At 38.4% G+C, this 20,830-nt stretch carries 21 protein-coding genes; 18 read left to right on the forward strand and 3 right to left on the reverse strand.

Annotation, left to right across the window (positions count from 1 at the left end; genetic code table 11):
- Positions 1–362: 362 nt before the first annotated feature.
- The 3 genes from BKL51_RS04095 (at position 363) to BKL51_RS04105 (ending at position 4,534) form a co-directional block, all read left to right on the forward strand.
- Entirely contained in the window at positions 363–1,325 is a 963-nt protein-coding gene (locus BKL51_RS04095) for a TAXI family TRAP transporter solute-binding subunit (RefSeq protein ID WP_077465471.1), read from the forward strand.
- Between the two features lie 76 nt (positions 1,326–1,401).
- On the forward strand, positions 1,402–4,035 hold the full coding sequence (locus BKL51_RS04100) for a TRAP transporter permease (protein ID WP_077465472.1): 2,634 nt from the start codon (positions 1,402–1,404) through the stop codon (positions 4,033–4,035).
- A gap of 73 nt (positions 4,036–4,108) precedes the next feature.
- The gene (locus BKL51_RS04105; RefSeq protein WP_077465473.1) at positions 4,109–4,534 is read left to right on the forward strand and encodes a universal stress protein; all 426 of its coding nucleotides are present in this window, start codon (positions 4,109–4,111) and stop codon (positions 4,532–4,534) included.
- Between the two features lie 45 nt (positions 4,535–4,579).
- Here BKL51_RS04105 and ggt read toward each other — a convergent pair whose 3' ends face one another.
- Together ggt and glpX are read right to left on the reverse strand one after the other, a co-directional pair.
- Entirely contained in the window at positions 4,580–6,337 is a 1,758-nt protein-coding gene (ggt, locus tag BKL51_RS04110; protein ID WP_077465474.1) for a gamma-glutamyltransferase, read from the reverse strand.
- Positions 6,338–6,883: 546 nt separating this feature from the next.
- Positions 6,884–7,897, reverse strand: a complete 1,014-nt coding sequence (gene glpX / locus BKL51_RS04115; protein WP_077465475.1) for a class II fructose-bisphosphatase — start codon at positions 7,895–7,897, stop codon at positions 6,884–6,886.
- A gap of 151 nt (positions 7,898–8,048) precedes the next feature.
- Between glpX and zapB the strand changes: the two genes are divergently transcribed.
- From zapB to mnmG, 3 genes are all read left to right on the forward strand, one after another.
- A complete protein-coding gene (zapB, locus tag BKL51_RS04120; protein ID WP_059368698.1) occupies positions 8,049–8,267 on the forward strand; it encodes a cell division protein ZapB in 219 nt (72 codons plus the stop codon).
- Between the two features lie 50 nt (positions 8,268–8,317).
- Positions 8,318–8,755 carry an FMN-binding protein MioC gene (gene mioC, locus BKL51_RS04125; protein WP_077465476.1) on the forward strand — a complete coding sequence of 146 codons (438 nt, stop codon included), beginning with the start codon at positions 8,318–8,320 and terminating at the stop codon, positions 8,753–8,755.
- Between the two features lie 406 nt (positions 8,756–9,161).
- The gene (gene mnmG, locus BKL51_RS04130; protein ID WP_077465477.1) at positions 9,162–11,051 is read left to right on the forward strand and encodes a tRNA uridine-5-carboxymethylaminomethyl(34) synthesis enzyme MnmG; all 1,890 of its coding nucleotides are present in this window, start codon (positions 9,162–9,164) and stop codon (positions 11,049–11,051) included.
- A gap of 52 nt (positions 11,052–11,103) precedes the next feature.
- On the opposite strand, the gene BKL51_RS04135 is transcribed toward mnmG, so the two are convergent.
- Positions 11,104–11,949, reverse strand: coding sequence for an SDR family oxidoreductase (locus BKL51_RS04135; protein ID WP_077465478.1), 846 nt, complete (start codon positions 11,947–11,949; stop codon positions 11,104–11,106).
- A 155-nt stretch (positions 11,950–12,104) separates the two neighbouring features.
- On the opposite strand from BKL51_RS04135, the gene BKL51_RS04140 reads away from it, so the two are divergent.
- From BKL51_RS04140 to pyrR, 12 genes are all read left to right on the forward strand, one after another.
- A complete protein-coding gene (locus BKL51_RS04140) occupies positions 12,105–12,467 on the forward strand; it encodes a helix-turn-helix domain-containing protein (RefSeq protein ID WP_077465479.1) in 363 nt (120 codons plus the stop codon).
- 57 nt (positions 12,468–12,524) lie between these two features.
- Positions 12,525–13,136, forward strand: coding sequence for a 16S rRNA (guanine(527)-N(7))-methyltransferase RsmG (gene rsmG / locus BKL51_RS04145; RefSeq protein WP_077465480.1), 612 nt, complete (start codon positions 12,525–12,527; stop codon positions 13,134–13,136).
- A gap of 122 nt (positions 13,137–13,258) precedes the next feature.
- Entirely contained in the window at positions 13,259–13,636 is a 378-nt protein-coding gene (locus BKL51_RS04150) for an ATP synthase subunit I (protein ID WP_077465481.1), read from the forward strand.
- A gap of 27 nt (positions 13,637–13,663) precedes the next feature.
- Positions 13,664–14,452: a F0F1 ATP synthase subunit A gene (gene atpB / locus BKL51_RS04155; RefSeq protein ID WP_077465482.1), complete on the forward strand. Its 789-nt coding sequence runs from the start codon at positions 13,664–13,666 to the stop codon at positions 14,450–14,452.
- 53 nt (positions 14,453–14,505) lie between these two features.
- Positions 14,506–14,760 (forward strand): F0F1 ATP synthase subunit C, encoded by a 255-nt coding sequence (atpE, locus tag BKL51_RS04160; protein ID WP_005539567.1) that lies wholly within the window; start codon positions 14,506–14,508, stop codon positions 14,758–14,760.
- Positions 14,761–14,809: 49 nt separating this feature from the next.
- Positions 14,810–15,280: a F0F1 ATP synthase subunit B gene (gene atpF, locus BKL51_RS04165; RefSeq protein ID WP_077465483.1), complete on the forward strand. Its 471-nt coding sequence runs from the start codon at positions 14,810–14,812 to the stop codon at positions 15,278–15,280.
- 12 nt (positions 15,281–15,292) lie between these two features.
- Positions 15,293–15,826, forward strand: a complete 534-nt coding sequence (atpH, locus tag BKL51_RS04170; protein ID WP_077465484.1) for a F0F1 ATP synthase subunit delta — start codon at positions 15,293–15,295, stop codon at positions 15,824–15,826.
- A 12-nt stretch (positions 15,827–15,838) separates the two neighbouring features.
- The gene (atpA, locus tag BKL51_RS04175) at positions 15,839–17,380 is read left to right on the forward strand and encodes a F0F1 ATP synthase subunit alpha (RefSeq protein WP_077465485.1); all 1,542 of its coding nucleotides are present in this window, start codon (positions 15,839–15,841) and stop codon (positions 17,378–17,380) included.
- A 21-nt stretch (positions 17,381–17,401) separates the two neighbouring features.
- A complete protein-coding gene (gene atpG, locus BKL51_RS04180; RefSeq protein WP_077465486.1) occupies positions 17,402–18,271 on the forward strand; it encodes a F0F1 ATP synthase subunit gamma in 870 nt (289 codons plus the stop codon).
- A gap of 22 nt (positions 18,272–18,293) precedes the next feature.
- Positions 18,294–19,667 carry a F0F1 ATP synthase subunit beta gene (gene atpD / locus BKL51_RS04185; protein ID WP_077465487.1) on the forward strand — a complete coding sequence of 458 codons (1,374 nt, stop codon included), beginning with the start codon at positions 18,294–18,296 and terminating at the stop codon, positions 19,665–19,667.
- A 28-nt stretch (positions 19,668–19,695) separates the two neighbouring features.
- Positions 19,696–20,124 (forward strand): F0F1 ATP synthase subunit epsilon, encoded by a 429-nt coding sequence (locus BKL51_RS04190; protein WP_077465488.1) that lies wholly within the window; start codon positions 19,696–19,698, stop codon positions 20,122–20,124.
- 124 nt (positions 20,125–20,248) lie between these two features.
- Positions 20,249–20,788 (forward strand): bifunctional pyr operon transcriptional regulator/uracil phosphoribosyltransferase PyrR, encoded by a 540-nt coding sequence (gene pyrR / locus BKL51_RS04195; protein WP_077465489.1) that lies wholly within the window; start codon positions 20,249–20,251, stop codon positions 20,786–20,788.
- The last annotated feature ends 42 nt before the right edge of the window (positions 20,789–20,830 follow it).

Here is a 20,830-nt window from a genome sequence, read left to right on the forward strand (position 1 = left end):
CTAATCTACGTCAGCCCCAAAGCTTTTTTTATCTAAGGTTCTAACAAATTGTACACCTAAACTTTATTTGCAAAAAAATCACCAAATAAGCGGTTTGGGCGGAGATCATAGGTTTCAATAAACAAGTGTGGTTATTTCCATAAATAAGATGAAAATGGTATTACTAGTACATTTTTTCTCTAATAGAAACAAACTTTTAGAGATAGATTGTTTTTTTGTTAAAAAAATGTGAAACACTTCATGTTTTTGAAAGAAAACGATTGCGCATATTGGAACACAAGTATATTTTACTAAAGTTATTGCATAAAAATAACACAACATCTTATTAAATTTTCTACAATCCACGATAAGAGGGCTCTACAATGAAAAAATATTCCACTCTTTCTCTTGCTGCAATGTTAATAATGGGCGCATTCTCTGCTCAAGCAGCAGAAAAATTTGTAACTATCGGTACCGGCGGACAAACCGGCGTTTATTATGTGGTTGGTCAATCAATTTGCCAATTAGTGAACCGTGATACGGCAAAAACCCAAATTAAATGTAATGCTCCCTCTACCGGTGCGTCTGTTGCCAATTTGAATGCAATTGCGGCAAATCAAATGGAAATGGGGATCGCCCAATCCGATTGGCAATATCACGCTTATAACGGCACCAGTTCATTTACAGGCAAGAAAAATGAGAAATTGCGTGCCGTTTTTTCTATTCACCCTGAACCCTTTACGCTAATGGCTCGCGACGATTCAGGGATTCAAAAATTTGATGATTTAAAAGGAAAACGTGTCAATGTGGGCGATCCGGGTTCCGGTACGCGTGCGACAATGAATGTGATTTTAGCCGCGAAAGGTTGGACAGATAAAGAATTTAAAGTCGCCTCAGAATTAAAACCGGCGGAAATGGCTTCGGTAATGTGCGATAACAATTTGGATGCGATTACTTATAATGTAGGACATCCTAATGGGGCATTAAAAGAAGCCGCAGCCTCCTGTAACGCGCATTTAGTTCCTATTACCGGTAGTGAAATTGATAAATTGGTTGCCGATAATCCGTATTATGCTAAAGCAACAATCCCTGGAGGTTTATACAAAGGCACGGACAATCCTGTTGATACCTTTGGGGTTTATGCAACTTTAGTTACCTCCTCCGATGTAGATGCGGACAGTGTTTATGCAATTGTTAAAGCCGTTTTCGACAATTTTGATCGCTTTAAACGTCTCCATCCGGCATTTGCTCATTTAAAACAAGAAGATATGATAAAAAATGCGCTATCCGCACCGTTACATGAAGGCGCAGTGCGTTATTACAAAGAAAAAGGCTGGTTAAAATAATCAAGCGTATTAAATTTAGGCAGGTTTTACCCTGCCTTTCCTGTTTTAATCGGTAATATTTATTTTCGGAGGTTTTATGTCGGTAAAATCTGAAAAATTGGATTATGACGATCTACAAGATATGGTTGCATCAAATGATGCGGGAGGACGAAATCCAAGAGGTTTAACCAAAAATTTAATTATTGTTACGGCTATTTTGTGGTCAATATTCCAGCTTTATTACACCTCGCCCTTTCCATTTTGGTTACAAGAAATAATCCGCAGTTGGGGCTGGGAATGGAATGTGGTGGTTGACGATACAAAAGCGCGTTCCATTCACTTAGCTTTTGCGTTATTTCTGGCTTACCTGGCATTTCCTGCATTTGTAACTTCACCAAAACACCACGTTCCTTACCATGATTGGTTTTTTGCCGTTTTAGGCGCATTTTTAGGAGCATACTATATTTTCTTTTATGAGGGATTGGTTACCCGTTTCGGTGCACCCAATACACCAGATATTATCGCCGGTTGTTTAGGGATTATTTTATTACTGGAAGCTTGTCGGCGTAGTTTAGGGTTGCCTTTAGTCATTATCGCTTCCGTCTTTTTACTGTATAACTATTTAGGACAATTTTTACCGACAGACTGGATTATCAGCCACCGTTCAGGTTCACTTTCTCAAATAGTCAATCAGCAGTGGGTAACCACTGAGGGAGTATTTGGAGTTGCATTGGGCGTTTCCACGAAATATGTTTTTTTATTTGTATTATTCGGTGCATTACTGGACAAAGCAGGCGCAGGCAACTATTTTATAAAAACCGCTTTTGCCTATTTAGGTCATTTACGTGGCGGTCCGGCTAAAGCAGCCGTAGTATCCTCCGGCTTAACAGGATTAATTTCCGGTTCGTCTATTGCCAATGTAGTAACGACGGGAACATTTACCATTCCAATGATGAAACGGGTCGGGTTTTCCGCCGAAAAAGCGGGAGCGGTTGAAGTCGCCTCCTCTGTAAACGGACAAATTATGCCACCTATAATGGGTGCTGCAGCCTTTTTGATGATTGAATATGTGAATATGCCGTACAGCCAATTAATCACCCACGCGGCATTACCGGCATTAATTTCATATATTGCATTGGTTTATATCGTTCACTTGGAAGCCTTAAAAATGAATTTACAAGGTTTACCAAGAACCGATCCACCCAATCCGATTTTAATCGTTTTATTAAAAATATTGACCGCACTTTTAGTTGTCATTGGCTTAACAGGCATGGTTCATTTTGGTTTAGGGTGGATTAAAACCGTTGTACCGAATTATGCTTTCCTAATTGTTTGCGCATTGCTTACCGCGGTTTATTTATTACTTATCCGCCGAGTGGCAACATTTCCTGATTTGGAAGTCGATGATCCTAATGCGCCGATGGTCGCGCTGCCGTCAGCCAAACCGACGGTGAATGCAGGTCTGCATTTCCTCATTCCCGTCGTTGTATTAATTTGGTGTTTAATGGTAGAAATGTTGTCGCCAGGGCTCTCTGCATTTTGGGGAACAATGGCCCTTACAGTGATTTTACTCACACAAAAACCGTTACTACATTATTTCCGTAAGCAACCGGTTAACCAATCGCTTTTTATTGAAGGTATAAAAACCTTAATCGACGGATTAGAAACTGGGGCAAGAAATATGATCGGTATAGGGATTGCGACGGCAACCGCCGGAATTATCGTCGGAGTTGTATCTTTAACCGGCTTCGGCGTACAATTATCGGGGATTATTGAAGTGCTGTCGATGGGAAATGTTTTATTAATGCTGATTTTCGTCGCCATATTCAGTTTGATTTTAGGAATGGGATTGCCGACAACGGCTAACTATATTGTTGTTTCCTCACTAATGGCATTGGTTATTGTCGAGGTTGGCAAACAAAACGGACTGATTGTGCCACTCATTGCCGTACATTTATTCGTGTTCTATTTTGGCATTATGGCAGATGTAACCCCCCCTGTCGGATTAGCATCATTTGCCGCAGCCGCAGTTTCGGGCGGAAATCCGATAAAAACAGGAATGATCGCTTTCTTTTATAGCCTGCGTACGGCAATTCTCCCTTTCTTGTTTATTTTTAATACGGATTTATTGTTACTGGATGTCGGTTGGGCAAAAGGAACCCTTGTCGCCGTGGTTTCGACATTGGCTATATTGGCATTTACCGCGGCAACGATGAATCATTTCTTTGTGAAAAACAAATGGTGGGAAACGGCACTATTAATTTTGGGCGCATTTTTCATTTTCCGACCGGGCTTTTTTATGGAGTTTGTTTCACCAACCTCTCATCATATTGAGCCATCATATTTAGTACAAGAGTTGGAAAAAACACCTGTCGGACAAAATCTGCTGCTCAAAGTGTCAGGAATGAATCCTTATGGTAAACAAATCGAATTCTACTCTCAGCTTTCCGTGCCACAGGGAGAAACAGGCGAACAACGTTTGCAAAACCTCGGTTTAACCTTATTGCATACGCAGGAAAAAATTGAGGTGGATGGAAAACAAATAGATAAAGTAGTGATTGATATGGTGGAAACGGACTCTCCGGCGGCAAAAGCAGGGTTAAATTGGGATCAAACCATTATTGATATTTATTTACCGCTTGTTTCATTGGAAAAAGAGTGGATGTTTATTCCGGGATTAATGATAATTTTCTTGGTTGGCTGGAATCAGCGGCGAAGAACAAAATCTTAATAGAAAGTGCGGTCATTTTTTGAATATGTTTCGATTAAGATTAAAAATGCTCTACTGATGAAAAGGATAAATTATGTATAACAAATTACTACTAGCCATTGATCTGAATAATCCAAAAGGTTCAGAAAAAGTGGTTAAGACTGCATTACGTTTGGCTGAACATCACCCCAATGCACTATTTCGTGTTGTTACCATTGTCGAACCGGTGGATGATAGCTTTATTTCTGCTTTCTTACCGAAAAATTTTGACAAATCCTTAATTGCGGAAGTAAACAAAGCACTGCACGATTTTACCGCCAAACATTTTCCAACAAATGCTAAGGTGCAACATATCGTAGCACACGGTACAATTTATGAGGAAATTAATCGAATTGCAGAAGAAAAATCGGTAGATTTAATCATTATGCTTGCCAGTAGTAAACCTCAATCTAAGGGTCTAAGCAATAATACTCGGCGAGTAGCTAAATATGGGAATAAACCGATATTGATTTTAAAATAACAAAAATCCCTGCCTAAAATACTAAAGCAGGGATTTTTATATTCATTAAAACCCTAATGTTTCCCCATCAGGATTACGAGGGTCTGAATAGCCGTAGAATCCGCCATCGCGAGCTTGAATAATTTGCACTCGTCCCATTGGTGCTTTTAGTTTGATTTTATGCCCTTTAGCCGTAAGTAATGCTAAGGTATCAGGACTAATACCTTCCTCAATTCGTAATTCATCCGGTAACCATTGATGATGAATTCTTGGTGCAACAATCGCTTCCGCAGGGTTCATATTATGATCAATAGTATTAGAAATACTTTGTAGAACTGTCGTGATAATTCGTGCGCCACCCGGACTACCTGTTACTAGCCAAGGTTTATTATCTTTTAAGACTATAGTCGGCGTCATTGACGAAAGAGGACGTTTTTTAGCTTCAATTGCATTTGCATCACCGCCGATTAATCCGAATGCATTGGCTACTCCGGATTTAGCGGAAAAATCATCCATTTCATTGTTCAATAAAATACCTGTTCCTTCAGCAACAATACCACTACCAAAATTCAGATTTAACGTATAAGTAACAGCGACTGCATTACCTGCATTATCCATAACCGAATAGTGTGTGGTTTGATCACTTTCATAAGGTTGAGGTTTACCGGGCTTAATTTCCGTTGCAGTACGGGCATAATCTTCCTTAATGTTTTGAATCAAGGATTTAGCATAATTTTTAGAAGTTAAACCGGATATAGGAATCTTTACAAAATCCGGATCACCAAGATATTCGGAACGATCCGCATAAGCCAATTTCATCGATTCAGCTAAATAATGAATAGTTTTTGCACTGTTTGCGCCGAATTCATTAAGCGGATAATTTTCTAACATATTAAATAATTGTACTAAATGGATACCGCCCGAGCTTGGTGGCGGCATAGTTACGACCTTATAACCGCGATAATTTCCCACTATCGGCTGGCGCTCAATCGCTTTATAATTGCGCATATCTTCAAGGTTGATTAAACCGTGATGTTGCTTCATTTCTTGTACGATTTTTTCCGCAATTTCTCCCTCATAAAAGGCCTTAGCACCTTCTTTAGCAATGAGTTTTAAAGAATTAGCCAAATCTTTTTGGACTAGCTGTTCGCCAGCTGCTAAAGTGCGGTCGTTTTTAAAGAAGATTTTACGACTGCTCTGCCATTTACCTAACACATCTTTCTCCGTATCAAGTAAATTAGCAAGTGTTTGGCTAATTGGAAAACCTTCCTCCGCCAACTTGATTGCCGGCTCTAACACTTTATGCAAAGGCATTGTTCCCCATTTTTTTAAAGCTAGCTCCATGCCGGCTACCGTACCCGGTACGCCGACGGCAAAATGTGTAAACAATGATTTTCCATCTTCAACTTGCCCATTTGCATCCAAATACATATCACGAGAGGCTTTTAATGGTGCCATTTCTCTAAAATCAAGGGCTAAATCCTCCCCTGTTTTCCCATTATGCAATACCATAAAACCTCCGCCGCCGATATTACCGGCATTCGGTAGTACCACGGCTAATGCAAACCCGACCGCAACTGCAGCGTCTACTGCATTACCGCCCTGTTTCAGTATTTCAACACCGACTTGAGTCGCAATAGCCTGTTCAGAAGCTACCATTCCATTTTTCGCATAGATAGGTTGAAAAATATCGGTACTGCTATCATAGCGTGCGGCAGCGGTATTTGTGGTTAGCGCAGAGTTACTTGCCCAACTGACTTGAGAAAGACTGATTACAGAAGTAAATAGCCCGGCAAGCAATATTTTTTTGAACTGCATTTGCATATTTTATCTCCTTTTTGATGAATAATTCATCAATAAGACTATGCTTTTATTTACCCAAATACAATAAAAATTTCACGCAATATTAACAAGTATAAGAGAATAAACGTTGAGAAGAGAGTTATTATAAAAGCTTGTGATCCCCCAGATAATTGATAAATTTTTTGTTTAGGGTAAAGTGTCCAAATGAGAAACAATGAAGCCTGATAGCATTATTTATAGGGATTTCCATCGAAGGTATGATGTGCTTAACATGGGAAAATTTAACCATTTTCGCATTAATCGCAACATACACTTTGTCGAAAACAGAATCACATTAAAACAGGATTAATAATTTTTAGCATCAAGCAGAACTGCATTTAAAGAAGTTTAAAGGTATTCTCAAATCTCATTTTGAGTATATGTGATGGAGTGTGAACAGCATGCTAACAATAGGGACTTAAACTACTAGTTAATAGAAATTTATTTTAGTCGTTCAAGACAGTCCCTATTTTAAAGTTATAAGTAATGCAAAAACGCATTAAATTTTAACCGCACTTTTATTTGTTACTAGCTTCTCAAAATATTATAAATTTCGAAATCTTTGCGATCCAAATAATGAGTAGACTGAATTTTACGAATAGTGCGTGATTTCCCCCTAATTAATAGGGTTTCAGTTGTAGCAAGATTGCCTCGACGGGAAATTCCTTTAAGTAATTCGCCATGGGTAATACCGGTGGCGGCAAACACTAGATTATCATCACGCACAAGATCTTCTAATTTTAATATTTCATTCACTTTAACGCCTAATTCTTCACAACGTTGGATTTCTTCCGCTGCAATTTTTCTATTTTCCTCCGTATCGCCTTTTACTTCATTACGAGGAATTAAACGTGCTTGCATATCGCCGCCTAATGCTCGAACTGCCGCTGCAGTAGCAACGCCTTCCGGCGCACCGCCAATACCATAAACCATATCGACTTCGGCATCAGGCAAGCAACACAAAACAGAAGCGGCAATATCCCCATCGGGAATAGCCATAACCCGAATTCCTAAATTATACATTTGTTGGATAACTGCATCATGACGGGGCTTGGCTAATACCATTACAGTTAAATCGGATAAGGATTTTCCTAAGCGTGAAGCGGTACGACGAAGATTTTTTTCAATAGGTAAACTGAGATCAATCATTCCTTTGACTTCCGGTCCTACCACTATTTTTTCCATATACATATCCGGTGCTTTTAAGAAAGTTCGTTTTCCGCCTGCGGCGAGCACAGAAATAGCGTTGGATTGTCCCATTGCCGTCATACGCGTACCATCAATCGGATCAACGGCGATAGAAATAAGCTCTCCATTACCCGAACCGACTTTTTCACCAATATACAACATCGGAGCTTTATCAATTTCACCTTCTCCTATAACAATCTCACCGTCCATATGAATAAGATTCAGCATATATCGCATTGCTTTTACCGCTGCTTCATCGGCTGCGTGTTTATTGCCACGTCCAAGCCAAGTGTAAGCCGCTAATGCCGCAGCTTCCGTTACACGAGAAAATTCAATAGCCAGTGCACGATTCATTTTTTATCTCCAATTGTGTTCCAAGCAAAAAATCGCATTATTCTAGCATTATGCAAACGTTTGCATAATAAATTTTTATGGTAGGCTTTAAAAAGAAAAATGAAGTGGGTACAATAGGGCTGTTTCAGATGTTATTTAAAAGGAAATTACTATGTCATTAGAAATCTTAAACCAGCTTGAAGATAAAATTAAGCAAGCGGTAGAAACCATTCAATTACTTCAACTTGAAGTGGAAGAATTAAAAGAACAAAATAGTCAATCTCAGCAAACCGTTGAAACATTACAAAATGAAAATGAGCAATTAAAAAATGAACATCGTAACTGGCAAGAACATATTCGCTCATTGCTTGGCAAATTTGATAACGTTTAACTCAATTTTAAAGGCTTAGATTTTCTAAGCCTTTGTTTTAGATAATTTTTATGAAAGTTTGTATTATTTCAGGCAGTACTTTAGGCAGTGCCGAGTATGTCGCTGAACACCTGGCGGATAGTTTAAAAAACCAAGGTTTTTCAACCGCTCTTTTTCACGGTGCTCAATATGATGATGTAATTAGCGAACCATTATGGTTAATCGTAACTTCCACTCATGGAGCGGGAGAAATTCCGGATAATTTACGACCACTGTTTGATCAAATATCAGAATCCGATCTTGATCTTTCATATTTGCGTTTTGCCGTTGTCGGCTTAGGCAATTCGGATTATGACACCTTTTGTTACGCCACAAATCATATTGAAAAAATTTTAGAACAAAAAAATGCGGTCAAACTTTGTGAAACATTAAAAATTGATGTCCTCAATATCGATGATCCGGAAAGTTACAGTGAAAATTGGCTTCCTCTATTCATTCGATCTCTTTAATAAAAAAACGATGATTTTAACAATCATCGTTTTTTTCTGTGTATAACTCGTAAAAAATCTGTCAAAAACCTGTATTTTTTCACTGAATAAGATCAAAAGTTTTATCAACTGTGGATAAATACGTAAATTATCCACAGCAAATAACGACTGTTTTTATCATTGATCAACATTTTCTAATAAGATCTAATTCATTAATTTATAAAAAGAAAAAACGGTTATTCACACAATAGAAGATCCTTAATAGTAACAATAATAAGATCTCTATATATAAAAAGATCTTAATTTTATTAGCTCAAGATCTTTGGATCCCTTATCACTCTCTCAAGATCTAATTCCTTCTTTCAAGAAAAACTGAATTTCTGTAAAATAGCGCACATTTTGTATCCGAATAAATTTAGAGAAAACGATGTTTTATACTGAAACTTACGATGTGATCGTTATTGGTGGCGGTCATGCAGGTACTGAAGCCGCTCTTGCACCGGCTCGTATGGGGTTAAAAACCCTTTTATTAACCCACAATGTTGATACTTTAGGACAAATGTCCTGTAATCCTGCTATTGGTGGAATTGGTAAAGGTCACTTAGTAAAAGAAACTGATGCCATGGGTGGGTTAATGGCACATGCTGCCGATAAAGCAGGGATCCAATTTCGTACTCTAAACAGTAGTAAAGGCCCTGCCGTACGTGCTACCCGTGCACAGGCGGATCGTGTGTTATATCGTCAAGCTGTAAGAATTTCGTTAGAAAATCAACCAAATCTGGATATTTTTCAACAGGAAGCCACTGATATTTTAATAGAAAATGATAGAGTAAGCGGCGTGGTAACTAAAATGGGATTAAAATTCCGTGCTAAATCTGTGATTTTAACAGCCGGTACTTTTTTAGCAGGCAAGATCCATATAGGTTTGGAAAATTATACCGGCGGTCGAGCAGGCGATCCTGCTTCAACTCTATTAGCAGAACGTTTGCGTGATCTTAACTTACGGGTGGATCGCCTAAAAACAGGTACGCCGCCGCGTATTGATGCTCGCACGATCAATTTTGATGTACTGACAAAACAACATGGCGATGCTGTATTACCGGTATTTTCTTTTATGGGATCGATTTCGGAGCATCCACAACAGATCCCATGTTATATCACGCATACTAATGAGCAAACCCACGAAGTGATCCGCAATAATTTGGATCGTAGTCCTATGTACACCGGTGTGATAGAGGGAATAGGCCCACGTTATTGTCCGTCAATCGAAGATAAAGTTATGCGTTTTGCCGATAGAAATTCCCATCAAATTTATCTTGAACCGGAAGGATTAACCAGTAATGAGGTTTATCCGAATGGGATCTCTACAAGCCTACCTTTCGATGTTCAAATGGGAATAGTCAACTCAATGAAAGGATTAGAAAAAGCCCGTATAGTGAAACCGGGTTATGCGATCGAATATGATTATTTTGATCCGCGTGATTTGAAACCTACCCTTGAAACTAAAGGGATCTCAGGTTTATTTTTTGCCGGTCAAATTAACGGTACCACCGGTTATGAAGAAGCGGCTGCACAAGGCTTACTTGCCGGAATTAATGCCGGGCTTTATGTACAAGAGAAAGAGGCATGGTTTCCTCGCCGCGACCAAGCTTATATCGGTGTGTTGGTGGACGATCTTTGTACTCTTGGAACGAAAGAACCCTATCGTGTGTTTACCTCTCGTGCGGAATACCGTTTATTGTTGCGCGAAGATAATGCCGATATCCGGTTAACACCGATTGCCCGTGAATTTGGTTTGATTGATGAAAAACGTTGGGCGCGTTTCAATCACAAAATGGAAAATATTGAGCTTGAACGCCAACGTTTACGCAGTATTTGGTTACATCCTCGCTCGGAATATTTAGAAGAAGCTAATAAGGTGTTAAGTAGCCCGCTTGTGCGTGAGGCCAATGGTGAAGATTTATTACGTCGTCCCGAAATAAATTATGAAATTTTGACCGCACTTACGCCATATCAACCACCAATGGAAGACAAAGAAGCGGTGGAACAAGTGGAAATCGCTATAAAATATCAAGGTTACATTGAGCATCAGGAAGAAGAAATCGAAAAACAAAAACGTCATGAAAATACGGTTATTCCGGCTCAATTTGATTATTCCAAAGTATCGGGTTTATCAAATGAAGTCCGTGCCAAGTTAGAACAACATCGTCCGGTTTCTATCGGGCAGGCAAGCCGAATTTCCGGTATTACTCCGGCAGCAATTTCAATTATCTTGGTTAATTTGAAAAAACAAGGGATGTTGAAGCGTGGAGAATAGTTTTTCTATGTTTAAGACAAAAAGTGCGGTTAAATTGACCGCACTTTTTTGGTTACAGAGCTTGTTTCACTGCTACATCTAATCCTGACGTCGGACGGCCAAGTAATTTTTCAAGCGTTTTATCTTCCAAAAACAATGCACCGTTTGAAACATCAACATCCCATTGTGCAATTAAGCCTGCAAATCCTTTGTCTAAACCGGATTGAACTAATGCCGCAGTATAATCGGCTGCCGGAATATCTACGTAAGGAATTTCTTTACCTGTTTGTTTACTAATTTCAGCGGCTAAATCGGTTAAAGTCCAACTTATCGAGCCGGCAAGTTCATAAGTTTTATTATTATGTCCCTCACCTAATGCGACATTTACGGCTGCTTCCGCTAATTCGGAACGTAGTACGGATGATATACGACCATTTTTTGCTGAACCGTAGAAAGCATTATTTGCTAATGCTGTTGGAATTGAGGCAGTGTAGTTTTCCGTATACCAGCCATTGCGTAAGATTGTGTAAGTCATACCTGATAATTTTAATGCTAACTCGGTTTCAATATGCTCCCCTGCAAGTGATTTAACCGTATTAGGTTTATCCGCTCCTAATAAACTCGTATAAATAATGTGTTTCACATCAGCTTTTTTTGCCGATTCGATTACATTTTTGTGTTGTTGTGAACGCTGCCCTATTTCATTACTTGATACTAAGATCAAGGTATCCACACCATTTAATGCTTCCACTTGTCCCTCTACTTTTGAATAATCAAATTGACGTGCTTCCACGCCTGAAATTTTTGCAGGATTACGTGCAAGTGCGATCACATTAGCATTTTTCTCTTTTAACAAATCTAATGCAATAGCACCAAATTGACCGGTTACTCCTGTGATAGCGATAGTTTTGTTTGTCATTTTAATTTCCTCTCTATGTTAAAATATTTGACGATATTAGTTGATAATAACTATGATAATTACAAAACTTACTTTTGATAAGTACTTACATAAAAGTAAGTATGCTAATTTTTTTTGCAAAAAATAATAACTCAATGATTTTCAAGGAAATAAAAATGGAAAAATTTTTTGAACGGGGAAATGTATTGGCTTCGGCTTGCCCTTCTCGTCAAATTTTACAGCATCTAATCAGTCGATGGGGGGCATTAGTGCTGATAAGTTTACATTCTGGTACGAAACGCTTTAGTGAATTACGACGCATGATTGATGGGGTGAGTGAACGAATGTTAACTAAAACTCTACAAGAGTTAGAGGAAGACGGAATGTTAGTTCGGAAATCCTACAATACGGTACCGCCGCACGTGGATTATACTTTGACAGAATTTGGCGAACAGGCATCGAGTAAAATGTTTGAGTTGGTAAATTGGTTGGAAACTCATTTAGACGAGATTTTGCAGCAGAAATTAAAAAAAGCATAGAATATCGATCACACTTTCAAGTAAAATATGGGGGATTCTGAAAAGAGCAGTTTATCAATGAAAAAAAAATTAGATAATTTACTTGCACAAACTGAAATTCAACTTAATGATATACAAAAGCAGCAGTTGCTCGATCTTGTCAATTTGTTAAATAAGTGGAATAAAGCTTATAATTTAACCTCTGTACGTGATCCAAATGAAATGTTAGTGAAACATATTTTGGATAGTATTGTGGTAAGTACTTATTTGCAGGGTGATCTTTTTATTGATGTGGGGACAGGACCGGGCTTACCGGGCTTACCTTTGGCTATTGTAAATCCTGATAAACAATTTGTTTTATTAGATAGCCTTGGCAAGCGGATTAGTTTTATTCGTAATGCAGTGCGTGAGCTGAAATTAACGAATGTGACGCCTATATTGAGCCGTGTAGAGGAATATCAACCTGAAGAAAAATTTGATGGAGTGCTAAGTCGTGCTTTTGCATCACTTAAAGATATGACGAATTGGTGTAGTCATTTGCCTAAAGAAAACGGGCATTTTTATGCACTTAAAGGGGGTTATCAAGAATATGAAGTAAAAGCAGTGGATGAAAAATATACTATTCAGCATATTGTTGAATTGCATGTTCCTGAACTAGTGGGGGAACGACATTTAATCATTTTGCGATAAAGAGCGATATTTTTATAAATTATTTTCTAAAAGTGTGATTTAGTTAACGTTTTTTGCTCTCTTTTAGGTTGAATCTCGTTTTTTCAAAGGTATAATTGCCCCGTTTTAAGGTTTTAAAAGTGATGTCTAGAGTTTTAACACAAGCCAGAACTAAATATGAAAAGTCTATCTATATTGAATTTTTTATTGGTCTTGTTTTGAGCTCTGTTGTTATATTACTACTTGATATTCAAAGTGCGGTTGATTTTTTCTTAGGTTTTTTTTCTGCATTCATACCTTTTTTTATCTTTGTTTATGCTGTTTTTTATCGAGATCAGCATTTATCAAAAAAACTAAGCGCATTTTATCGTGCCGAAGCTTTGAAATTTACTTGTACTATTGTACTTATCGTTATTTCGTTTAAATGGCTGGCGGTGGAACATTTTATAACGTTCTTTGCTGGTTTTTTTATTGCATTAATATTGAATAATTTAGTGCCTTTTTTGTTATATAAGGCGTGATTTTCATTAAAGTTCAAAGGATTAATTATGTCTGGACAAACTACTTCGGAATATATCGGACATCACTTATCGTTTTTAAAAACAGGTGATGGCTTTTGGCATGTTCATGTTGATACTTTATTTTTTTCCGTCATATCCGCTATCATTTTCCTTTTTATTTTTTCTCGAGTAGCAAAAAAAGCAACAAGTGGTGTTCCGGGAAAAATGCAATGTTTGGTTGAAATTGTGGTTGAATGGGTAAACGGAATCGTTAAAGAAAATTTCCACGGTCCGCGCAATGTTGTTGCTCCTTTAGCGTTAACCATTTTCTGTTGGGTATTCATTATGAATGCGATTGATTTGGTTCCGGTCGATTTTCTTCCTCAACTTGCCGGATTGTTCGGGATTCATTATTTAAGAGCAGTACCGACAGCAGATATTAGTGCAACACTTGGAATGTCAATTTGTGTATTCTTTTTAATTTTATTTTATACCGTTAAATCTAAAGGATTTAGTGGTCTAGTAAAAGAATATACTTTGCATCCTTTCAATCACTGGGCATTTATCCCTGTCAATTTTATTCTTGAAACCGTAACCTTATTGGCTAAACCTATTTCTCTTGCGTTTCGTTTATTCGGTAATATGTATGCAGGTGAATTAATCTTTATTCTTATTGCTGTCATGTATTCCGCCAATATGGCTATTGCGGCATTAGGTATTCCGTTACATCTTGCTTGGGCTATTTTTCATATACTGGTAATTACTTTACAAGCGTTTATTTTTATGATGTTAACGGTTGTTTATTTAAGCATTGCTTACAATAAATCCGAACATTGATTTTTTATTAACCGGCTCTAGGGCTAAATTTAAACTTCTATTGGAGAACATTTATGGAAACTGTAATTACAGCAACAATTATCGGCGCATCAATCCTTCTTGCATTCGCTGCATTAGGGACTGCAATTGGTTTTGCTATCTTAGGTGGAAAATTTTTAGAGTCTTCCGCTCGCCAACCTGAATTAGCATCAAGCTTACAAACTAAAATGTTTATTGTTGCTGGTCTATTGGATGCGATTGCGATGATTGCAGTTGGTATTTCATTACTTTTCATCTTCGCAAATCCATTTATCGGTTTACTACAGTAATCGCCTTATTTGCTTATCAACATAAAACAAGCATATTAGGGAGGACGTTGTGAATCTAAATGCAACATTAATCGGTCAACTGATTGCATTCGCACTTTTTGTGTGGTTTTGTATGAAATTTGTTTGGCCGCCGATTATTAAAGCCATCGAAACACGTCAAAGCCAAATTGCGAATGCACTTGCTTCTGCCGAAGCAGCAAAAAAAGAGCAAGCTGATACAAAAGTGCTTGTAGAACAAGAAATTTCTAAAGCAAAAGTTCAAGCTCAAGAAATTTTGGATGCTGCTAATAAACGTCGCAACGAAGTATTAGATGAAGTAAAAGCGGAAGCGGAAGAACTTAAAGCAAAAATTATTGAACAAGGTTATGCTGAAGTTGAAGCGGAACGCAAACGTGTTCAAGAAGAATTGCGCCTTAAAGTGGCTTCATTGGCTGTTGCCGGTGCTGAGAAAATTGTGGGTCGCTCCATTGATGAGGCGGCGAATAATGACATTATTGATAAATTAGTTGCAGAGCTATAGAGGGTTCAGCCTATGTCGGAATTAACTACGATAGCTCGCCCTTATGCCAAAGCTGCGTTTGATTTCGCTATTGAAAAAAGTGCGGTCGAAAAATGGGCTGAAATGTTAAGTTTTGTCTCGGCAGTTATTGAGAATGAAACGGTAAAAACATTACTAAATAGTGTTAGTTCAGCACAAAAATTAGCTGATACGGTTATTTCTATTTGTGGTGAACAATTGGATCAATATGGGCAAAATTTTATTCGGTTAATGGCTGAAAATAAGCGTTTAAGTGCTATTCCTGCAGTATTTAATGAATTTAAACATTATGTAGAAGATCATCAAGCCATTGCAGAAGTCAATGTAGTCTCTGCTCAACCATTGAATGTAGCGCAAATTGAAAAAATAACAGCGGCAATGGAAAAAAGATTAGCCCGCAAAGTAAAATTAAATTGCAATGTAGATAGCTCACTGATTGCCGGTGTGGTAATTCGTACTGAGGATTTTGTCATTGACGGAAGTAGTCGCGGACAGCTAACCCGTCTGGCAAATGAGTTGCAATTGTAAGAGGAATAAAAGATGCAACTAAATTCTACTGAAATTAGTGAATTGATTAAAAAACGTATTGCTCAATTTGATGTGGTCAGCGAAGCTCGTAATACAGGAACAATTGTCTCTGTTAGTGACGGTATTCTTCGTATTCACGGATTAAGTGATGTAATGCAAGGAGAAATGATTGCATTACCGGGTAATCGTTATGCAATGGCACTTAACTTAGAAAGAGATTCGGTTGGTGCAGTAGTGATGGGGCCTTATGCCGATTTGGCTGAAGGGATGGAAGTTCAATGTACCGGAAGAATTCTTGAAGTACCTGTTGGACGCGGATTATTAGGACGTGTAGTAAATACGTTAGGTCAACCGATTGACGGAAAGGGCGAAATTGAAAATGACGGTTTTTCTCCTGTTGAAGTTATCGCTCCCGGAGTAATTGATCGTAAATCCGTTGATCAACCGGTACAAACCGGTTACAAAGCGGTTGACTCAATGGTGCCTATCGGTCGAGGACAACGTGAGTTAATTATCGGCGACCGTCAAACTGGTAAAACGGCATTAGCGATTGATGCTATTATTAACCAACGTGATTCGGGTATTAAATGTATTTATGTTGCAATAGGTCAAAAAGCCTCTACTATTGCAAATGTAGTGCGTAAATTGGAAGAACACGGTGCTTTAGCAAATACTATTGTTGTTGCTGCATCGGCTTCAGAATCTGCAGCATTACAATATCTTGCACCTTATGCGGGTTGTGCGATGGGAGAATATTTCCGTGATCGTGGCGAAGATGCGTTAATTGTGTATGACGATTTATCGAAACAAGCCGTTGCTTATCGTCAAATTTCGTTATTATTACGCCGTCCACCGGGTCGTGAGGCTTATCCGGGAGATGTATTCTACTTACACTCACGCTTACTTGAACGTGCAGCCCGAGTAAATGAAGAATATGTTGAAAAATTCACCGAAGGTAAAGTAACCGGAAAAACAGGTTCTTTAACTGCGCTGCCGATTATTGAAACTCAAGCGGGGGATGTTTCTGCATTCGTTCCAACCAACGTTATTTCAATTACTGACGGTCAAATTTTCTTAGAATCCAATTTATTTAACTCAGGTATTCGCCCTGCGGTAAACCCGGGTATTTCTGTTTCTCGTGTTGGTGGTGCGGCGCAAACTAAAGTGGTGAAAAAATTAGCCGGGGGGATTCGTACCGCACTTGCACAATATCGTGAATTGGCTGCGTTTGCTCAATTTGCTTCTGATCTTGATGATGCTACCCGTAAGCAGCTTACCCACGGGGAAAAAGTGACAGAATTATTGAAACAGAAACAATATGCACCGTTAAGTGTTGCGGAACAAGCTATTTTACTTTTCGCTGTTGAATTTGGTTATCTTGAGGATGTGGAATTGCAAAAAATTGCAAGTTTTGAAACCGCACTTTTAGATTATGCTCACCGTAACCATAACGAGTTTATGGCTGATTTAACTAAAACGGGTAATTATAATGATGAAATTAAAGACACATTAAAATCCATTTTAGATAATTTTAAAGCCAATAGTGCATGGTAATTAGGTCAATGGAGAAATAAGATGGCAGGTGCAAAAGAGATAAAAACCAAAATTGCCAGTGTACAGAGTACACAAAAAATTACTAAGGCAATGGAAATGGTTGCTACCTCGAAAATGCGTAAAACGCAGGATCGTATGGCAGCTTCTCGCCCGTATTCTGAGACAATACGTAATGTTATCAGCCACGTATCTAAAGCAAATATTGATTACAAACATCCATTTTTAGTTGAACGTGAAATAAAAAAAGTGGGCGTATTGGTTATTTCTACTGACCGTGGAATGTGTGGTGGTCTAAATATTAATTTATTTAAAAATGTGATTGCTGAAATAAAGCAATGGAAAAATTCGGGTGTTCAGGTTGAGCTGGGATTAATAGGCTCCAAAGGTATCGCATTTTTCCGTTCTTTAGGTTTAAGCGTCAAAAGCCAGCATTCCGGATTGGGAGATAATCCTACAATGGAAGAATTAATCGGTGTAGCGTCAGCAATGTTTGAGGCATATAAAAGCGGAAAAATTGATGCTATTTATATTGCTTATAATAAATTTGTCAATACGATGTCGCAAACACCTATATTTCAACAGCTTGTACCATTGCCGGAATTAGAAACCGATCATTTGGAAGAAAGAGCAAATACTTGGGATTATATTTATGAACCGAATCCAAAAGTGTTATTGGATTGTTTACTGACACGTTATTTAGAATCTCAAGTATATCAATCCGTAGTAGATAATCTTGCTTCAGAACAAGCAGCGCGTATGGTTGCAATGAAAGCGGCAACCGATAATGCTGGTAATTTAATCAATGACTTGCAGTTAGTGTATAACAAAGCTCGTCAGGCAAGTATTACGAATGAATTAAATGAAATCGTTGCGGGTGCCGCAGCAATTTAACAAAAAAATTAGAGGAACGGTAATGGCAGCAGGAAAAATAGTACAAATCATCGGTGCGGTGATTGATGTTGAATTCCCACAAAATGCAGTACCAAAAGTTTATGATGCATTAAAAGTTGAATCGGGTTTAACCCTTGAAGTTCAGCAACAACTCGGCGGTGGTGTTGTTCGTTGTATCGCACTTGGTACATCGGACGGTTTAAAACGCGGATTAGCGGTAGAAAATACAGGTAATCCTATTCAAGTACCGGTAGGAACAAAAACCTTAGGACGCATTATGAACGTTTTAGGTGAACCTATTGATGAACGCGGTGAAATCGGTGCTGAAGAAGCTTGGTCTATCCATCGTGCGGCACCAAGTTATGAAGAACAATCCAACAGTACGGAGTTATTGGAAACCGGTATCAAGGTTATCGACTTAATTTGCCCGTTTGCTAAAGGTGGTAAAGTTGGTTTATTTGGTGGCGCCGGTGTAGGTAAAACCGTTAATATGATGGAATTAATCCGTAATATTGCGATTGAGCACTCCGGTTATTCTGTTTTTGCCGGTGTGGGCGAGCGTACTCGTGAAGGGAATGACTTCTATCACGAAATGACAGAATCTAATGTATTGGATAAAGTATCGTTGGTTTACGGTCAAATGAATGAACCACCGGGTAACCGTCTACGTGTTGCTTTAACCGGTTTGACAATGGCGGAAAAATTCCGTGATGAAGGTCGTGATGTATTATTCTTTGTTGATAATATTTATCGTTATACCCTTGCAGGTACCGAAGTTTCTGCTCTTTTAGGTCGTATGCCTTCAGCTGTAGGTTACCAACCGACCCTTGCAGAAGAAATGGGGGTATTACAAGAGCGTATTACCTCAACTAAAACAGGATCGATTACTTCCGTACAGGCGGTTTATGTTCCTGCCGATGACTTAACCGACCCTTCCCCTGCGACAACCTTTGCTCACTTGGATTCTACGGTAGTATTAAGTCGTCAAATCGCCTCTTTAGGGATCTACCCAGCGGTTGATCCGCTAGATTCCACTTCACGCCAACTAGATCCTTTAGTGGTTGGGCAAGAGCATTATGATGTGGCACGCGGTGTACAAGGTATCTTACAGCGTTATAAAGAATTAAAAGATATTATCGCTATCCTTGGTATGGATGAACTTTCCGAAGATGACAAATTGGTTGTGGCTAGAGCACGTAAAATTGAGCGATTCTTATCGCAACCGTTCTTCGTTGCCGAAGTATTTACCGGTTCTCCGGGTAAATATGTATCATTAAAAGATACGATTCGTGGTTTCAAAGGTATTTTAAACGGTGAATACGACCATATTCCTGAACAAGCGTTCTATATGGTAGGTTCAATCGAAGAAGTGCTAGAAAAAGCCAAAAATATGTAATCGCTTCAAGTAATTGAAGGAGAACAAAATGGCGACATTTGATTTAATTATAGTCAGTGCGGAACATAAAATTTTTGAAGGTAAAGTAAAGCAAATTCTGGCTACAGGGACAGAAGGGGAATTAGGTATTTTGCCGAATCATATTCCTTTACTGACGGCGATAAAACCGGGAATTGTAAAATTAACCTTAGAGAATGATAGTGAAGATGTTATTTATGTCTCTGGCGGTTTTTTAGAAGTTCAACCGAGCTTAGTAACCGTTCTCGCTGATGTAGCGATTCGCGGATCCGAGTTAGATTCCGAACGAATCCTAGAAGCTAAGCGTAAAGCCGAAGAAAACATTGTGGCACACTCGGCTGATGTGGATCATGAATTGTTGGTTGCGAAACTCTCTAAAGAGTTAGCAAAACTTCGAGCTTATGAACTAACAGAAAAGCTTGTGAAATCAAAAAGATAATAAAAAAGTGCGGTTGATTTTAACCGCACTTTTTGTTTATGGAGTATCATTTATTAAAAACGATTAAATTTCGTCTATTTTTATGGTATTTTACCGACCGTTTCACAGTTAATTTTGGTGAATTATGGAAAAGATCATTATTGATGAAAATCAGTTTCAGCGCACCATTTCTCGTATTTCCCACGAAATTATTGAAAAACACTCAAGTTTAGATAATATCGTGATCGTTGGTATTAAACGTCGTGGTGCGGAGATTGCTGCTCTAATTAAACGTAAAATTGCAGATTTAGTTAAGATAGAACTTCCTTCAATGGAATTGGATATTACCTTCTATCGTGATGATTTACAGCATGTTGAATCTGAAAATTTAATGCCGGTGTATAGTGGAGCATCACAATATCTGAATGTAAAAGATAAAGAAGTCATTTTAATTGATGACGTATTATTTACCGGTCGTACGATTCGCGCTGCGATGGATGCATTGACTGACTTTGGTCGTGCGGCAAAAATAGAATTGGTTATTTTTGTTGATCGTGGGCATCGAGAACTACCTATTAGGGCAGATTACGTAGGTAAAAATGTGCCGACTAATCGGGAAGAAAAGGTACAAGTTCGAACTGAAAAATATGATGGTTGTTACGAAGTAGCGTTATTATCAAAATAATACCAATCTATTGTGAACCTTGTTTAAAATTGATACTCTAAC

The organism is Rodentibacter sp. Ppn85, from assembly GCF_001999335.1.
Lineage (GTDB): Bacteria > Pseudomonadota > Gammaproteobacteria > Enterobacterales > Pasteurellaceae > Rodentibacter.

Coding starts and splice junctions, on each gene's coding strand:
- BKL51_RS04190 (WP_077465488.1), top strand. CDS start 19,696: ATGGCGACATTTGATTTAATTATAGTCAGTGCGGAACATAAAATTTTT.
- zapB (WP_059368698.1), top strand. CDS start 8,049: ATGTCATTAGAAATCTTAAACCAGCTTGAAGATAAAATTAAGCAAGCG.
- atpG (WP_077465486.1), top strand. CDS start 17,402: ATGGCAGGTGCAAAAGAGATAAAAACCAAAATTGCCAGTGTACAGAGT.
- BKL51_RS04150 (WP_077465481.1), top strand. CDS start 13,259: ATGTCTAGAGTTTTAACACAAGCCAGAACTAAATATGAAAAGTCTATC.
- atpH (WP_077465484.1), top strand. CDS start 15,293: ATGTCGGAATTAACTACGATAGCTCGCCCTTATGCCAAAGCTGCGTTT.
- glpX (WP_077465475.1), bottom strand. CDS start 7,897: ATGAATCGTGCACTGGCTATTGAATTTTCTCGTGTAACGGAAGCTGCG.
- ggt (WP_077465474.1), bottom strand. CDS start 6,337: ATGCAAATGCAGTTCAAAAAAATATTGCTTGCCGGGCTATTTACTTCT.
- atpA (WP_077465485.1), top strand. CDS start 15,839: ATGCAACTAAATTCTACTGAAATTAGTGAATTGATTAAAAAACGTATT.
- atpD (WP_077465487.1), top strand. CDS start 18,294: ATGGCAGCAGGAAAAATAGTACAAATCATCGGTGCGGTGATTGATGTT.
- BKL51_RS04105 (WP_077465473.1), top strand. CDS start 4,109: ATGTATAACAAATTACTACTAGCCATTGATCTGAATAATCCAAAAGGT.
- atpE (WP_005539567.1), top strand. CDS start 14,506: ATGGAAACTGTAATTACAGCAACAATTATCGGCGCATCAATCCTTCTT.
- mnmG (WP_077465477.1), top strand. CDS start 9,162: ATGTTTTATACTGAAACTTACGATGTGATCGTTATTGGTGGCGGTCAT.
- pyrR (WP_077465489.1), top strand. CDS start 20,249: ATGGAAAAGATCATTATTGATGAAAATCAGTTTCAGCGCACCATTTCT.
- atpB (WP_077465482.1), top strand. CDS start 13,664: ATGTCTGGACAAACTACTTCGGAATATATCGGACATCACTTATCGTTT.
- mioC (WP_077465476.1), top strand. CDS start 8,318: ATGAAAGTTTGTATTATTTCAGGCAGTACTTTAGGCAGTGCCGAGTAT.
- rsmG (WP_077465480.1), top strand. CDS start 12,525: ATGAAAAAAAAATTAGATAATTTACTTGCACAAACTGAAATTCAACTT.
- BKL51_RS04100 (WP_077465472.1), top strand. CDS start 1,402: ATGTCGGTAAAATCTGAAAAATTGGATTATGACGATCTACAAGATATG.
- BKL51_RS04095 (WP_077465471.1), top strand. CDS start 363: ATGAAAAAATATTCCACTCTTTCTCTTGCTGCAATGTTAATAATGGGC.
- BKL51_RS04135 (WP_077465478.1), bottom strand. CDS start 11,949: ATGACAAACAAAACTATCGCTATCACAGGAGTAACCGGTCAATTTGGT.
- BKL51_RS04140 (WP_077465479.1), top strand. CDS start 12,105: ATGGAAAAATTTTTTGAACGGGGAAATGTATTGGCTTCGGCTTGCCCT.